This is a genomic window from Gilliamella sp. B3892 (genome assembly GCF_026536305.1).
Lineage (GTDB): Bacteria > Pseudomonadota > Gammaproteobacteria > Enterobacterales > Orbaceae > Gilliamella.
Genome location: NZ_JAFNOK010000006.1, coordinates 19,384 through 36,119 on the forward strand (window position 1 = coordinate 19,384; position 16,736 = coordinate 36,119).

13 protein-coding genes and 1 tRNA gene are annotated in these 16,736 nt (G+C 38.2%); 6 read left to right on the forward strand and 8 right to left on the reverse strand.

Going from position 1 to position 16,736, the window contains the following annotated elements; all coding sequences use genetic code 11:
• Positions 1-32 precede the first annotated feature (32 nt).
• Positions 33-800 (forward strand): serine O-acetyltransferase, encoded by a 768-nt coding sequence (gene cysE / locus J3U74_RS07395; RefSeq protein WP_366915689.1) that lies wholly within the window; start codon positions 33-35, stop codon positions 798-800.
• A gap of 56 nt (positions 801-856) precedes the next feature.
• Here the strand turns inward: cysE and J3U74_RS07400 are convergent, their stop codons facing one another.
• The 5 genes from J3U74_RS07400 to recN are packed head-to-tail and all read right to left on the reverse strand — an operon-like array spanning position 857 to position 5,723.
• On the reverse strand, positions 857-1,693 hold the full coding sequence (locus tag J3U74_RS07400; RefSeq protein ID WP_267329441.1) for a mechanosensitive ion channel domain-containing protein: 837 nt from the start codon (positions 1,691-1,693) through the stop codon (positions 857-859).
• Positions 1,694-1,750: 57 nt separating this feature from the next.
• On the reverse strand, positions 1,751-2,344 hold the full coding sequence (slmA, locus tag J3U74_RS07405; RefSeq protein WP_220218447.1) for a nucleoid occlusion factor SlmA: 594 nt from the start codon (positions 2,342-2,344) through the stop codon (positions 1,751-1,753).
• Positions 2,341-2,799, reverse strand: coding sequence for a dUTP diphosphatase (dut, locus tag J3U74_RS07410; protein WP_220219673.1), 459 nt, complete (start codon positions 2,797-2,799; stop codon positions 2,341-2,343). Before dut ends, slmA begins: the two co-directional genes overlap by 4 nt.
• A complete protein-coding gene (coaBC, locus tag J3U74_RS07415) occupies positions 2,777-4,009 on the reverse strand; it encodes a bifunctional phosphopantothenoylcysteine decarboxylase/phosphopantothenate--cysteine ligase CoaBC (RefSeq protein WP_267329443.1) in 1,233 nt (410 codons plus the stop codon). Before coaBC ends, dut begins: the two co-directional genes overlap by 23 nt.
• A 52-nt stretch (positions 4,010-4,061) precedes the next feature.
• Positions 4,062-5,723, reverse strand: a complete 1,662-nt coding sequence (gene recN, locus J3U74_RS07420) for a DNA repair protein RecN (RefSeq protein WP_267329444.1) — start codon at positions 5,721-5,723, stop codon at positions 4,062-4,064.
• A gap of 343 nt (positions 5,724-6,066) precedes the next feature.
• Between recN and J3U74_RS07425 the strand changes: the two genes are divergently transcribed.
• The 3 genes from J3U74_RS07425 to metF all read left to right on the forward strand — a co-directional run bounded on the left by J3U74_RS07425 (position 6,067) and on the right by metF (position 10,055).
• Complete coding sequence (locus J3U74_RS07425; protein WP_267329445.1) at positions 6,067-6,618, forward strand: YagU family protein; 552 nt, start codon at positions 6,067-6,069, stop codon at positions 6,616-6,618.
• 184 nt (positions 6,619-6,802) lie between these two features.
• Positions 6,803-9,076: a 5-methyltetrahydropteroyltriglutamate--homocysteine S-methyltransferase gene (gene metE / locus J3U74_RS07430; protein WP_267329446.1), complete on the forward strand. Its 2,274-nt coding sequence runs from the start codon at positions 6,803-6,805 to the stop codon at positions 9,074-9,076.
• 103 nt (positions 9,077-9,179) lie between these two features.
• Positions 9,180-10,055: a methylenetetrahydrofolate reductase [NAD(P)H] gene (metF, locus tag J3U74_RS07435; protein WP_220218443.1), complete on the forward strand. Its 876-nt coding sequence runs from the start codon at positions 9,180-9,182 to the stop codon at positions 10,053-10,055.
• Between the two features lie 40 nt (positions 10,056-10,095).
• Here metF and J3U74_RS07440 read toward each other — a convergent pair.
• Positions 10,096-10,172, reverse strand: a tRNA-Met gene (locus J3U74_RS07440).
• A gap of 214 nt (positions 10,173-10,386) precedes the next feature.
• On the opposite strand from J3U74_RS07440, the gene J3U74_RS07445 reads away from it, so the two are divergent.
• The gene (locus J3U74_RS07445) at positions 10,387-10,809 is read left to right on the forward strand and encodes a GFA family protein (RefSeq protein WP_267329447.1); all 423 of its coding nucleotides are present in this window, start codon (positions 10,387-10,389) and stop codon (positions 10,807-10,809) included.
• 260 nt (positions 10,810-11,069) lie between these two features.
• On the opposite strand, the gene carB is transcribed toward J3U74_RS07445, so the two are convergent.
• Together carB and carA are read right to left on the reverse strand one after the other, a co-directional pair.
• A complete protein-coding gene (gene carB / locus J3U74_RS07450) occupies positions 11,070-14,285 on the reverse strand; it encodes a carbamoyl-phosphate synthase large subunit (RefSeq protein ID WP_267329448.1) in 3,216 nt (1,071 codons plus the stop codon).
• Position 14,286: 1 nt separating this feature from the next.
• The gene (gene carA / locus J3U74_RS07455) at positions 14,287-15,447 is read right to left on the reverse strand and encodes a glutamine-hydrolyzing carbamoyl-phosphate synthase small subunit (RefSeq protein ID WP_267329449.1); all 1,161 of its coding nucleotides are present in this window, start codon (positions 15,445-15,447) and stop codon (positions 14,287-14,289) included.
• A 269-nt stretch (positions 15,448-15,716) separates the two neighbouring features.
• On the opposite strand from carA, the gene argF reads away from it, so the two are divergent.
• A complete protein-coding gene (gene argF, locus J3U74_RS07460; RefSeq protein WP_267329450.1) occupies positions 15,717-16,724 on the forward strand; it encodes an ornithine carbamoyltransferase in 1,008 nt (335 codons plus the stop codon).
• Positions 16,725-16,736 lie beyond the last annotated feature (12 nt).

Consider the following 16,736-nt stretch of genomic DNA (forward strand, 5'->3'; position numbering starts at 1 on the left):
TGAACAATATAAAAACGGTTGTTAAACCCGATATGCTATGGCAAGCCATTCGGCAAGAAGCGACAGAATTAGTTGAAAGTGAACCCATGTTAGCCAGTTATTTCCATGCAACGCTATTAAATCATGAAAATTTAGGCAGTGCATTAAGTTATATTTTGGCAAATAAACTGGCAACGCAAGTTATGCCAGCTATTGAAATTCGAGAGATAGCCCGTCAAACGTATGAGGCTGATAAGGGGATTATCAAGGCTGCTATTACCGATATTTTGGCCGTTTATATTCGCGATCCGGCAACCAACTATTACACAACGCCATTACTCTATTATAAAGGTTTTTTATCTTTACAAGCATACCGAATAGCACATTGGCTTTGGATGCAAAATCGTAAATCTTTAGCCACATTCTTACAAAGTCAGATTGCTATTGTTTTTGGTGTGGATATTCACCCTGCGGCAAAAATTGGTTGTGGTGTGATGTTTGATCATGCAACTGGCATTGTAATTGGTGAAACGGTTGTGATTGAAAATGATGTTTCTATTTTACAATCAGTAACACTAGGCGGTACAGGTAAAGAAAACGGTGATCGTCATCCTAAAATTCGAGAGGGAGTAATGATTGGTGCACACTCTACTATTTTAGGAAATATTGAAATTGGCAAAGGGGCTAAAATCGGTGCCGGTTCAGTGGTATTAGAGCCAGTGTCTGCGCACACAACTGTAGCTGGCGTGCCGGCAAAAGTGGTTGGTTGCCCCGACTGTGACAAACCAGCGCTAAATATGGATCAAGACTATTTAATTTAGTGAGGTGGGTAAAATAACCTATCCGTTATTGGTTAGCAGATAGGTTATTAATCTATTTAATGGTTTGGATTAACATTGACATCCATAGTTGGATAAGGAATGTTGATGCCATTTTCAGTTAAGCTGTTTTTAATATTTTCAAGTAACTCGGCCTTGACCGATCCATAATTGGCATTAAGCGTCCAAACTAAGACATTAAAATTCATCGACGAAGCATCTAAAAGATCCAAACGAATGATGGCTTCTTTACTGGTCAAAATATTCTGAGTTTGGTTAACCGCGTGTGTTAACACTTGATAAACTTTTTGAATATCAGAATCATAACCGACATTAATTACTAAGTCTAAGCGTCTTTCCGGTAAACGAGTATAATTGATAATATTGGCACTCACTACCTGACTATTAGGTATCACCACCAATTCATTGGTTGGAGTAATAATTGTGGTAGAGAAGATTTGAATTGAGTCTATTACACCTCGTTGATTATTAATAATGACTGTTTCACCCACTTTAAATGGGCGAAAAATTATTAAAATTACCCCTGCGGCAAAGTTAGATAGTGACCCTTGTAAGGCTAAACCGACGGCTAAACCGGCTGCACCGATTACCGCGACAATTGAAGCGGTTTGTACACCTAATTGGCCTAATACGGCAACCAGCGATACAATAATAATGGCATAATAAGATAAAGCACTCACAAACTTAACCACTGTCGGATCGACCTCACGACTGGTTAAAATGCGTCTAAATTGACGACTAATAAATCTGGCAATCATCCGCCCAAGGATGAAAATAATAATGGCAAAACAAAAATGGGCGATATAATTTAGAACAACACTATCATATTTTTCAATAAATAAGATGATTTGTTCCATAGTATTTTCGAAATTCATAATGGAATCCTTGATAGTTGATCACGTAATTGATACATAAAAGTAGCTAGTTATTTTTTACACTAATTGTTTAGCTAATAATGCCCAACGTGTCTCAAAATTTATCGTCGGTAGATACTCGAATCCTGAACGAGAATAACGGGACATCATACCTTCACAGAAAGCTAATAATTGGCTCGATAAAATTCGTTCGTCGGTGGTAAATCCAACTCCTTCACGGATTTTACGCTCTCGTAAAACTTGCTTAATTTGTGTTTCTATTCGTTCAAATAGTTGGCTGATGCGTTCTTGTAATTGATCTTGTTCAAACATTAAGGCATGCCCGGTCATAATTCGGGTTAAGCCAGGATTTTTTTCTGAAAAGCCTAATATCAACGCTAAAATTAACTTCAAACGAATCATTGTGTTAGGCTCGTCTTGTAAAATAACATTGATACGAGAAAGTAAAATATCCTCAATATAGACAATTAAACTTTCAAACATTTTGGTTTTACTTGGAAAATGACGATAGAGCGCCGCCTCAGACACCCCAACGGTCGCGGCTAGTTTAGCAGTAGTAATTCGCTGTGTCCCTTCATTGGATTGAAGCATTGTTGCCAACGCTTGTAATATATCCTCTTTGCGATTTTTATTTTTATTACTCACAATCATTTTTTACCCGAATGTCCAAATCCACCTTCACCGCGCACTGACTCGGTAAATTCATCTACAATATTAAATTCAGCTTGAACAACTGGCACAATAATTAATTGCGCAATTCGATCGCCTTGTTCAATCACAAAAGGCGTTTGGCTTCTGTTCCAAATTGGTACAAACAGTTGCCCTTGATAATCAGAGTCGATTAAACCGACTAAATTACCTAATACAATCCCATTTTTAGAGCCTAAACCGGAGCGAGGTAGAACTAATGCGGCTAAATTTGGATCAGCAATATGCATTGATAAACCCGTAGGGGTTAAAATGGTTTCACCTGGCTTGATTTCGGTTGTTTTGTCAAACATTGCACGCAAATCAATACCCGCTGATCCTTCAGTGGCATAGGTTGGTAGTGGAAATGTCTCACCTAAACGTTTATCTAATATTTTAATATCGATTTTTCTTTTCATCATGACTCGCTTTATATCGTATTATCAATGCTTCAAGTAAGTGTTTGGCTAATTGCTGTTTATTATCTAATGGTAATTTTTGCTCACCATTTTGCCAGTAAAGGGTTAATGCATTTTGATCTGAATTAAAACCAATACTTTTATCGGAAACATCATTAGCACAAATTAAATCTAAATTTTTGTCAGTCAGTTTTTTAAGGGCATAAGCCTTAACATTGTTGGTTTCGGCAGCAAAACCTACTACAAAAGGGCGCTGTCTTTTTAATGCAGCAACAGTGGCAACAATATCTGGATTTTTGACTAATTTGATAATTAGCTCATTGTTGTCATCTGTTTTTTTTATTTTTTTCTTGGCGATTGTTTCAGCACGGTAATCGGCTACGGCAGCACAAGAAATAAAAATAGACGATTTTTTGGCAAACTTGATAGCTTCATTATACATTTGATTTGCACTTTTAACATCAATTCGATTGACATTATTCGGTGTATCTAAATTTACCGGTCCACTAATAAGAGTGACCGTTGCCCCCATTTCAGCTGCAGCTTTTGCAATAGCAAAGCCCATTTTACCTGAACTGTAATTGCTGATATAGCGGACTGGATCGATTTCTTCAATCGTTGGTCCGGCGGTAATAGTAATTGATGTTCCGGCAAGTAAAGATGAATCAGCGAAGTAACTATCGAGTTGGTTTATTATCGTTTGTGGCTCGAGCATTCTACCTGGACCACAATCACCGCACGCCTGAAAACCTGTATCCGGCCCTAAAATTAGGCAATTTCTGGCACTTAAAATGGAAAGGTTATGTTGCGTTGCCGCTGCTTTATACATTTGTTGATTCATCGCCGGCGCTATAGCTATTTGCGCTGGTGTAGCTAAACAAACAGTCGATAACAGATCATCAGCAATACCATTGGCTATTTTGGCAATGACGTTTGCAGTGGCGGGTACGATTAAAACTAAATCAGCCCACTTTGCCAGCTCAATATGGCTCATTGATAATTCAGCTGACGGATCAAACAGGTCGCTTGATACAGGGTTTGCTGATACTGCCTGTAGTGTTAGCGGTGTGACAAAGTGGCTCGCTGACTCAGTGAGAACCACATGTACCTGCGCCCCGGCTTTTTTTAATTGGCGAACAAGATCAGGGCATTTATAAGCTGCAATGCCTCCGGCAATCCCTAATAGAATATGTTTACCCGCTAGATTCATGATCGCGTTTCCTTTATAGCCAAATCGAAAGCGTTATATTACCACAATTCAATTAGATAATAAGTAGCTCTTTCGCATTGGCTAATGTTGCATTAGTTATTTTATCACCGCCTAAAAGCCGTGCCAGTTCGTTTATACGACCCTTTTCATCCAATTTTTGCATATCGGTTGATGTCTGTTTACCGTTGGTTTCTTTACTGACAAAATAGTGTTGATTGGCTTGACCAGCAACTTGTGGTAAATGCGTGACTGTAATAACTTGTGTTGATTGACCTAATTGTCTTAACAGTTGTCCTACCTTTGCCGCTGTAGAGCCACTGATACCGACATCGATTTCGTCAAATATTAATGCAGGTGTATCCATTTTTTGCGCAGTTAAAACTTGAATGGCAAGGGCAATACGAGATAACTCCCCGCCCGATGCAACTTTAGCCAATGGTTGTGCGAGTTGGCCGGCATTAGTTGTTACTAAAAACGTGACTTGATCGGCACCATCTTCATTTAACCGATTTTCATCATAGGCAATTTCGATACTAAATTGCCCATTTGGCATCGATAACTCATGCATAATAGCAGTCACTTTTTTCGCTAAGGTTTTACTGACGGCTAAACGTTTTTGATGTAATTTACTGGCAAGTTCTAATGTGACTTGGTGGTATTTATTAATGTCAGCTTTCAGTTGTTCGCTTTGTTCGTCTTGTTGATTAATTTGCTTAAACTCAGCTAAAAGATTTTGGTGTAATTCCGGTAAAGCTTCAGGAGCCACATGGTGTTTACGAGCTAAGGCTATTTGTTTTGAAAGTCGCTGTTCAAGTTGCATCACACGGGCAGGGTCAAGCTCTAAACTCTCACTATAATGGCGTAGTTCGTAGCTGGCTTCTTTAATTTGAATGGAAGCATCTTCAAGCAAATTACAAATATCGCTTAGAGTTGGATCTAAAGCCGATAACTCCTGTACGGTATGTTTCACGCTATTGAGTAAGTTACTGACATTATATTCTTCGGCCTCGTCCAACAGCATCACTGATTGTTGGCTAAGCTGAATTAACTGTTCACTGTTGGAAAGGCGTTTATATTCTTCATCAATTTGCTGATATTCACCTTCTATAGGGGAAAACTCATTAAGCTCTTTAAGTTGATATTGTAAAAGTTGAATATGTGCTTCACGCTCTTGTCTGGAGGTTTGATATTGCTGATAAGTTTGACAAGCTGTTTTCCACTGTTTATATGCTTGATTCATTTGACTAAGCAACGATGGCTCATTCATATAATGGTTAAGTAAAAGCTGTTGATAGTCACTACGTAAAAGTCGCTGAGGCTCATGTTGACCATGAATTTGAATCAATAGTTGTCCTAAATCTTTCAGTTGTGATATTGGTACTGCCCGACCATTAATAAAGGCTTTAGAACGTCCATCTTGGTTAATAACTCGTCGTAAAATACACTCATTACCTTCATCTAGCTGATTCTCAGTTAGCCAAGAAAAGGCAGCGGGGGTGTCATCAAGCACAAAGCAAGCTGAAATATCGACACGATCAGCGCCGGATCGGATAGATGAAGCATCGGAACGATTCCCTAAACAAAGCCCTAATGCATCGATCGCAATCGATTTACCTGCACCTGTTTCACCCGTAATTGCGGTCATCCCTGTTGTAAAATCCACTAACAGCTGATCGACGATAGCAAAATTATTGATAGTAAGTTGAGTTATCATAATATTTTTAATAAACAGTACTATTGATGATAAAAACAGTATAGCAATAAAAACACTGTAAATAAATACAGTTTTTTATATTTTATGAGTAATTTGTAATGTGTTAACTAATTGAGTATCCATTATTATTTATTTTTGCTAACAGTTAAATAATAAAGGCTTCATTGGTTTTTGATAATATATAAATGGATTGAGTGTTTTTATTTGGCTTGTTCATATTAAAACAAGTTTTATCGATTATTATAATAGATTTTTTTGTTCATTTATCTTATTTTTCCTCTTTTAACACCCATTAATATGCAATATAATTCGAAGAATTTTAACAATAATTAGGAAATTTTAAATGTTTGGAAATAAAATAAATCGTCAAATTATTATTTGGACTACTCTGATTGGTGGATTCATTAGCGCACTGGTTAAATGGGGTTCTGAAGTTAATATGCCTCCTCGTGTTCCCGGGGAAATTTCACCGCCAGCAGCACACATTGATGCATGGCTTGGTTGGTTAGGCATTAATTCTCATTCACTTGATTATGTTTACCAAACGGCAATCGTTTCGGGCGCAGTAACACTTTATCACTGGTTATTTAGTTTTGCCTTTGCCTTCGTTTATGTATTTATTGCCTACTTTTGGAATAATATTCGATTATGGTATGGTGCATTTTATGGCATTATCATTACCGTTATGATGCATGGTTTTTTAATTCCACTATTAGGTTTTCGTCATCCTGCTTATGATCCGGAAGGTACGGTAGGTTGGTTATGGAACCTAAATGGTTATGAACTTTGGAGTGAAATTTTAGGGCATATCTATTGGGGTGTGTCGATTGAAATCTGTATGATCGCTGTGCTTGCTCACTTTTCAAGACCAATCCGTGGCGAATGGCGCCAGTAGTTAATTTATTAATTTTCATATATTTCAATCCTTCTGTTGAAAAACAGAGGGATTTTTTTATACCTTTTGATATAGTTAAAAACTATATCTTTTGATAAAAAACTAGAATTATTCAATAACATTTTTTTTTGCTATCTTTTTAACCACTAAAGAAAAGTGCTAAATGCTAAATAAGGAAAAGAAAATGAATACTGCAGTTATTGGATATCCTCGTGTTGGTAAACTTCGTGAACTTAAATTTGCAACCGAAGCTTATTTTAAAGGTAATAAAACTCAAGCTGAGTTATTAAACGAAGCAAAAGCCCTACGTGCTGAACATCTACAACAACAAGCATCACATAAAATTGCTTTAATCTCCTCTAATGACTTTTCATTTTATGATGCGGTATTAGATACGGCCTGTTTACTGAATGTTATCCCAAAACGTTATCAAGATTTAGGCTTACCTGAACTCGATCGTTATTTTGCCATGGCGCGTGGTTATCAAGGTGAAAAAGGTGATGTGCGAGCGCTGGCAATGAAAAAATGGTTTAATACCAACTATCACTACTTAGTGCCGGAAATTGAAGATTCACTACAAATAAAACTAGCCAGCACCAAACCTTTTGACGAATATCAAGAAGCCAAAGCATTAGGTATTCAAACCAAACCGGTTGTGATTGGCGCATTAACCTTTTTCAAATTAGCACAGTATTTAGGTAATAAACAGCTAGTTGATTTTAAAGCCGATATTATTAAAGTCTATCAAGAAATTATTCAGAAATTTACTGCCCTTGGTGCGCAGTGGATACAAATTGATGAACCAATTTTAGTGACGGATTTAACTCATGAAGATATTGCTCTATTTAATGAGCTTTATCAGTCAATTTTATCCGTTAAAGGTACAACCAAAGTGGTTTTACAAACTTATTTTGGCGATGTGCGTGATTGTTACCAACAATTAGTGGCGTTACCATTTGACGGTATCGGACTTGATTTTGTTGAAGGTAAACAATCCTTAGCATTACTTGAAAGTCATGGTTTCCCGGCTGATAAAGTGTTATTTGCCGGTGTGGTAAATGGTAAAAATATTTGGAAAAATAATTATAAAAAAACATTGGAATTAGTCGCAAAAATTAAGCAAAAAGCGGCAAACATTGTGATTAATACTTCGTGTTCTTTACTCCACGTACCTTATACATTACAAAACGAAACTAAATTAACGATTCAACAACGAGCTTATTTTGCTTTTGCTCAAGAAAAACTACAAGAGTTAGCAGAACTTGGTGAATTAGTCAAAGACTCGAATTTTGAAAATAGTCCGGCTTACAAAGCAAATCAAACCCTATTTACACGTGAGCGTGAAGGCGCAAATCAAGCGGTACGTCAAAAAGTTGCGGCTTTAAAAGCGTCTGATTTTACCCGTCTACCGGAATTTTCAGTACGTGAAGCAGCACAGAAAAAAGCCTTTAATTTGCCATTATTACCTACAACAACGATTGGTTCATTTCCGCAAACACCTGATGTACGTTTAAACCGTGCAAAATTCAAGAAAGGTGAAATTTGTTTAAATGAATATACCGAGTTTAACAAACAAAAAATTGCAGAATGTATCAAGCTTCAAGAACAGATTGGTATTGATGTGTTAGTTCACGGCGAATTTGAACGTAATGACATGGTTGAGTATTTTGGTGAAAGCTTAAATGGTTTTGTCTTTACTGAAAAAGCATGGGTGCAATCTTATGGTACTCGTTGTGTTAAGCCACCAATTGTATGGGGTGATATTTCACGCTCTAAACCAATTACCGTTGAATATTCACAATATGCACAAAGCCTAACTGACAAACCCGTTAAAGGCATGTTAACTGGCCCAGTGACGATCCTTAACTGGTCGTTCCCTCGTGAAGATATTTCACAAAAAGAGTCAGTATTCCAAATTGGTTTAGCAATCAGTGATGAAGTGTTAGATCTTGAAGCGGCCGGCATTAAAGTCATCCAAATTGATGAAGCGGCGTTAAAAGAGAAATTACCATTACGTAAAGCTGATTGGAATAGTGAATATCTTGATTGGGCTATTCCGGCATTTAGATTAGTGCACAGCAAAGTACAAGCTGATACACAAATTCATACACATATGTGTTATAGCGAATTTGCTGACATTATCAAAGATATCGATGCCATGGATGCTGATGTGATTTCATTTGAAGCATCACGTTCTAATCTACAATTGATTGATGTACTTAAAGCCAATAACTTTAAAACTGAAGTTGGACCGGGTGTTTATGATATCCATTCACCACGTGTACCACCGGTTGCTGAAATCAAAGCAACAATTGAGAAGTTACTGGCAAAAATTGACAAGCAAAAACTTTGGATTAATCCGGATTGTGGTTTAAAAACTCGTGGTGAGAAAGAAGTTGTTGCAAGTTTAGAACATTTAGTTCAAGCAACATTAGAAGTTCGAAAAACGCTTAATTAACACTGTTGCGTTAATTAATTTGCTTTACCTTAATTTCCGCCGCCTATTTTGGCGGCGGAAATGTCAGTAAGGATAATAGTAATCACACCAATGGATGATACAGATGAAAACAAATTTACTCTTTAATAAAAAAACCGTGTTCTCTTTTGAAGTTTTTCCCCCTAAAAAAACGTCACCTTTAGAGACAATCTATAGCACATTGCGTGAACTTGGTTACTTCAAACCTGATTTTATCAGTGTTACTTATGGCGCTGGTGGTAGTTTGAATGGTCAAACCACAATTGATATCGCCCACTCTGTCAAACATACTTATGGCATTGAAAGTGTTGCTCATTTGCCGGGAATTAATTTTGATAAAGCAGAAATGCAAAAAATTCTTCATGATCTTAAATGTGCCGGTATCGATAATGTGCTTGCTTTGCGAGGCGATATTAGCCCGACAGTTACACCTAAAGATGATTTTCGCTATGCCAGCGAGCTGGTTTCATTTATTAAAGAAAATGGTGATTTTAATGTGATTGGGGCATGTTATCCTGAAGGACATCTTGAAGCATCAACGCTAAAACAAGATTTAATACATTTAAAAGAAAAGGTGAGTGCCGGAACAGATCAACTCATATCACAGCTATTTTTTGATAATGACTATTTTTATACTTTCTTAGATAAAGCCCGTGATATGGGAATTAATGTACCAATTGAAGCAGGGATTATGCCGGTAACGAACAAAAACCAAATTGAACGTATGGTATCGATGTGTGGCGTAAATCTACCGAAGAAATTCAAACAGATGATGGAGAAATACGAGCATCACCCTGATGCGTTCCGTGACGCCGGTATTGCTTATGCTATCGATCAGATTGTTGATTTAGTTTCACAAAATGTTGACGGTATCCATTTGTACACCATGAATAATAGCTATATTGCTAGAAGAATTAGTGAAGCTGTATCAACGCTACTGGCTGTACCGAAATCAGAATAGTTTATGATTAAGAATAATTTAGAATAGATTTTTGAGGAATTGGTTGCGGGGGCTGGATTTGAACCAACGACCTTCGGGTTATGAGCCCGACGAGCTACCAAGCTGCTCCACCCCGCGTCAAAGAGGTGGCTATATTATAGTAATAAAATAATAAAGCAATACCTTTTTGCTTAAGCGAGCTAATTTTAAACATTTTTAAACAAATAAATACGGTTTTTTTACTAAAACGTAGGGTATTTCTGAAACTTCTTGACAAGATTTGCTTGTTTTTTTAGTTATAATGATTTAGGTTTGAGTAAAAATTATTCATTTCAATCAAAAAGGAGTATTTATGTCAACTGAGTATCATGGGACATGTTTATGTGGCAAGGTTAAGTTGGTTATCCCTTTCAAAAACTTACATTTAAGTGCCTGTCACTGTGAAACCTGTCGGAAGTGGAGTGCCGGACCTTTTATGTCATTAATGTATAACGGTGAGCTTACCGTAGAAGGTCAAGACAATATACGTCATTATCCTTCATCACAATGGGCTGAAAGAGCATTTTGTCAGCAGTGCGGTTCTCACCTTTATTATCATTTAACCGGCACACAAAATTATTATCTTGCTGCCTGGATTTTTAATGATATTAAGAATTTGGATTTTACATCAGAGGTCTTTATTGACAAAAAACCAACTTGTTACGCTTTTGCTAATCCGACGCAGAAACTGACAGAGGCCGATATTTTAGCTATAGTTAATCAAAATTCTAAATAAATACAATTAATTAAATCGTCGACAATTTAAATAAAAATTTACTTATAATTTGGATATAGCAAATAAATAAGATGCAACATTAGTCAATGGCAAGTGATTAAGGTTTATTTAGCGTAAAGTTAATACAAGTGCGAAAAGCCTGCAAATTATCACCATTTTTAAATCAACCTTAGTACTATATTTTAATCGTACTAAGGTTCTTGTTTTGCGCAAATCTGTCAGCCGCTATGTATTTTACAGGCTTACTTTTTAGCCAATATTTATGCATAAAGTGTTTGCAATGAAACAACATATTGTGCTGGATCGCAGTCTAATGCGGCAGTTGTGGCATAGGCCGCATTCATCGTGGTATCGTAATACACTTTATATTGGATTGCGCTGCGGCGCAAAATTTTCGATGCCTCAATGGCAGCCCGTCCAGATGTGGTATTAAGAATGTAGCTATATTCGCCATTTTTAATATGGTCATGAATATTGGGGCGCCCTTCGTTCTCTTTTTTGACCATTTGGCAGGGTATGCCAGCTTGTTGTAATGTCTTAGCGGTGCCCAAAGTAGCATCAATACTAAAACCATACGCAATTAATCGTTTAGCGATCGCTAACAAGCGAGTTTTGTCTTGATCACGAACAGATAGCAGAGCTTTTCCCGATTTTTTCATACTGGATAAGCTACCAAGTTGTGCTTTGGCAAAGGCTTCGGCAAAGGTTTTACCAATTCCCATCACTTCACCGGTTGAACGCATTTCGGGCCCCAAAATTGGGTCAACGCCACTAAATTTATTAAATGGTAATACCACCTCTTTCACTGAGTAATAAGGCGGTATGACTTCTTTGGTGATATTTTGTTTAGCCAGTGATTGCCCGGTCATAACTCGTGCAGCGATTTTCGCTAATGGCAAACCGGTAGCTTTCGACACAAATGGCACGGTGCGAGCGGCTCGAGGGTTGATTTCAATCAAATAAATTTGGTTATCTTTGACGGCAAATTGCCCATTCATAAGCCCTTTTACATTAAGTTCTAACGCTAACTGTTTAGCTTGCTTGCGCAGTTGATCTAAAATTTCCGGGCTTAAAGTATATGTTGGTAATGAACAAGCTGAGTCACCCGAGTGAATACCCGCTTGTTCAATATGCTCCATAATGCCGCCAATTACGATTTGCTCGCCGTCGGCAATCACATCAATATCAACTTCAATAGCATCATCTAAAAAGTGATCAAGTAGTACTGGAGCATTATTCGATTCACTGACTGCGGTTTTAAAATAACGTCTTAAATCTTGCTCGTTATACACAATTTCCATGGCTCGACCACCAAGCACATAAGACGGTCTGACCACTAATGGATAGCCAATTTGTTCGGCTTTAATCACCGCATCTTCAATATCGGTAACCGTTGCATTAACTGGCTGTTTTAACTTTAACTTATCGACAATCGACTGAAAACGTTTGCGATCTTCAGCTTGATCTATCGCATCTGGCGAGGTACCAATAATCGGTAGCCCAGCGACTTCAAGCGCTCTGGCTAATTTTAATGGTGTTTGCCCGCCGTATTGGACAATTACGCCATTTGGTTTTTCGACGTGAGCAATTTCAAGCACATCTTCCAGTGTGACTGGCTCAAAGTAGAGTCGATCTGAGGTATCATAATCGGTAGATACCGTTTCCGGATTACAGTTAACCATAATTGTTTCATAACCGTCTTCACGGAGCGCCAGCGCTGCATGTACACAACAGTAATCAAACTCAATACCTTGCCCAATCCGATTAGGTCCACCGCCTAATATCATAATCTTCGGGCGAATGAATTGTGGTTTAGCTTCGCACTCTTGTTCATAGGTTGAGTAAAGATAAGCTGTATCGGTCGAGAACTCTGCTGCGCAGGTATCAACTCGTTTATATACAGGATGGATATCGTATTGGTTTCGTCGATCACGAACGTCTTGTTCTTCAACATTAAGCAGTTTAGCAATACGTAAATCTGAAAAACCTTTACGCTTAAGTTGCCATAATGATTCTGAATTCAGGCTAGCTAATGATTGCGATTTTAGTTGGTTTTCAAGGCTGATAAGTTCTTCAATTTGCACTAAAAACCAGCGATCGATATTCGTTAATGTGAAAATTTCTTCTAAACTAAAGCCGGCTCGAAAAGCGTCAGCAATATACCAAATTCGTTCAGCGCCCGCTTCTTGCAGTTCATAACGTATTTTGCTGAGATTTTTTTCATCATCATAATTGTCAATTTTCGGATCAAAACCACAGGCACCGACTTCAAGCCCTCGTAGCGCTTTTTGTAATGATTCTTGAAAAGTCCGCCCAATAGCCATCACTTCACCCACTGATTTCATTTGAGTTGTTAGACGATCATTACACCCGGCAAACTTTTCGAAATTAAAGCGGGGTATTTTTGTCACCACATAGTCGATCGAAGGCTCAAATGACGCTGGCGTTTTACCTCCGGTAATATCATTAGATAGCTCATCAAGGGTATAGCCAACCGCAAGTTTGGCCGCAATTTTTGCGATTGGAAAACCGGTTGCTTTAGATGCTAATGCTGATGAACGTGATACCCTTGGATTCATTTCAATCACAATCAAGCGTCCGGTTTTAGGATCAACCGAAAATTGTACATTCGAACCACCTGTTTCAACGCCAATTTCACGAAGTACCGCTATCGATGCGTTACGCATGATTTGATACTCTTTATCAGTTAGTGTTTGAGCTGGCGCAACGGTAATAGAATCCCCGGTATGAATGCCCATAGGGTCAACATTTTCAATCGAACAGACGATGATACAGTTATCATTTTTATCTCGTACCACTTCCATTTCATACTCTTTCCAACCAATTAATGACTCATCAATGAGGAGTTCATTGGTGGGCGACAGATCAAGTCCTCGGGTACAAATTTCATCAAATTCTTGAGTGTTATAAGCAATCCCGCCACCGGTTCCCCCCATAGTAAAAGAAGGGCGGATAATGCAAGGAAAGCCAACTTGTTCAAGTACGGCATAAGCCTCTTTTAATGAGTGAGCAATGCCGGAACGGGCAGTATCAAGACCAATTTTTTTCATGGCTTGATCAAAACGTTTGCGATCTTCAGCTTTATCAATTGCATCAGCGGTAGCGCCGATCATCTCGACATTAAATTGTTTTAAAATGCCTCTTTTATCCAGTTCTAACGCACAATTGAGCGCTGTTTGTCCGCCCATGGTGGGCAAAATGGCATCGGGTCTTTCTTGTTCAATAATTTTACTCACCGTTGTCCAATCAATTGGCTCAATATAGGTGGCATCCGCCATTTCCGGATCGGTCATAATGGTGGCAGGATTAGAATTGACTAAAATAACCCGATAACCTTCTTCACGCAGAGCCTTACAAGCTTGAGCGCCGGAATAATCAAATTCACAAGCTTGACCAATAACAATTGGGCCAGCGCCAATAATGAGAATGCTATTAATATCTGTTCGCTTAGGCATGTTATTGCTCCTGCTTATAAATTTTAATTAATTCGATAAAGTGATCAAATAGTGGGGCGGCATCGTGAGGCCCGGGACTCGCTTCGGGGTGACCTTGAAAGCTAAAAGCCGGTTTTTGATTATGATGAATACCTTGTAGCGAACCGTCGAACAGTGATTTATGCGTCACACGTAAGTGAGTCGGTAAACTCATTTCATCAACGGCAAAACCATGATTTTGGGCGGTAATCATAACTCGATTATTTTCAAGATCTTTAACCGGATGATTGCCACCATGATGTCCAAATTTCATTTTTATGGTTTTTGCACCACAAGCCAACGCTAACAGTTGATGACCTAAACAGATACCAAATATCGGTATGTTAGTGGCTAAAAACTGTTTAATGGCATCAATGGCATAAGTACAAGGTGCCGGATCACCGGGACCATTTGATAGGAATATACCGTCAGGATTTAATGCTAATACCTCCTGCGCAGAGGTTTTGGCCGGAACAATGGTCAATTTACAACCCCGTGCAACTAACATCCGTAAGATATTACGTTTTACGCCAAAATCATAAGCCACAACATGATAAGGCAAGGCGCTTTCCGATTTTGCCGCGGGGTGTTCTTGCTCTCTTGTCCATACACCTTGTGTCCACAAATAGCTTTTTGTACAGGTGACTTTTTGGGCTAAATCCAGTCCGGATAATCCTTTAAAATCAATCGCCATTTGTTTAGCGGTATCGGCTTTTTCAAGTAAAGTTTCTTTATCGTTTGCCGTGATAATCACGCCATGCTGAGCCCCTTTTTCACGCAAGATTCGAGTTAAACGGCGAGTATCGATATCGGCAATGGCAATAACATTATGCTGTTTTAAATAACTCGAAAGATCGAGCTCATTGCGATAATTGCTGGCTAATAGTGGTAAATCACGAATAATCAGCCCTTTTGCATAAACTTGATTAGATTCAGCATCGGCATTGTTAGTACCGACATTACCTATATGGGGATAAGTTAACGTGACTAATTGCTCGCAATATGAAGGGTCGGTGAGTATTTCTTGATAACCGGTCATTGAGGTATTAAAAACGACCTCACCAACAGTTTGTCCGTCGGCACCGATTGATTTACCGATAAATTGTGAACCGTCTTGTAATATAAGGAGGGCATAAGTTTGCATGGTTAAAAAGACCTTTTGAATAAAGAATTACTATTTATGAATAAAAATTCAAAACCACTTATCTTTCAGGATTCAATGAATGGTCATTTTATTACACTTTTTTGTACAAAAAAAGCGATATTATTAAAATTATTTCAATAATCATGTCTCATTTTTGAGACTTATTGCAAGTTACTGTAGATTATCGACGATATTATCAGGTTTAACTTGAAAATGCATAATTATTCAAATAGAATGACTTGAATTATCACATCTATCAGGAGCTTGTTATGCATGGTTTTTATCAGCGCCATTTTTTACGTTTACTGGATTTTACGCCAAATGAAATCAATCAATTAATCGATCTTTCCATTCAATTAAAGCAGGCTAAACAACAAGGCACTGAGAAAAAACATTTGGTTGGCAAAAATATTGCCTTAATTTTTGAAAAAGACTCAACCCGTACTCGTTGTGCTTTTGAAGTCGGTGCATATGATCAAGGTGCTCAAGTCACCTATTTAGGGCCAAGTGGTAGCCAAATTGGGCATAAAGAGTCGATAGCCGATACAGCTCGAGTACTCGGACGCATGTATGACGGTATTGAGTATCGAGGTTATGGGCAAGATATTGTTGATACTTTGGCAAAATATGCCGGTGTGCCGGTTTGGAATGGTTTAACGACTGAAGCGCATCCAACGCAAATTTTAGCAGATTTTATGACCATGAAAGAGCATATCGGTGAGCGCCCACTTAATAGCGTTAAATTTGCTTATTTAGGCGATGCTCGTAATAACATGGGCAATTCGTTAATGGAAGGTGCTGCCTTAATGGGTATGGAGATCCGACTCGTGGCGCCTAAAGCGTGCCAACCTGAATCAGAGCTTGTTCAAAAGTGCCAAGAGATAGCTAAAACAACAGGCGCTAAAATTGTTTTAACTGAAGATGTCGCTGAAGGTGTGAAAGGTGTTGATTTTCTTTATACCGATGTATGGGTTTCCATGGGCGAACCAAAAGAAGTGTGGGATGAGCGAGTGAAATTATTAACCCCATACCAAGTCAATCAAAATGTAGTCAAATTAACCGAGAATCCAAATGTTAAATTTATGCATTGCTTACCGGCTTTCCATGATATGAATACCACAGTAGGTCAACAAATGGCAGCCCAGTATGGTTTGAAAGATGGTTTAGAAGTGACAAATGAAGTCTTTGAATCTAAACATAGTATCGTTTTTGATGAAGCCGAAAATCGCCTGCACACGATCAAAGCAGTAATGGTTGCAACCTTAGCTAAAGACTAATAATATAGCTAA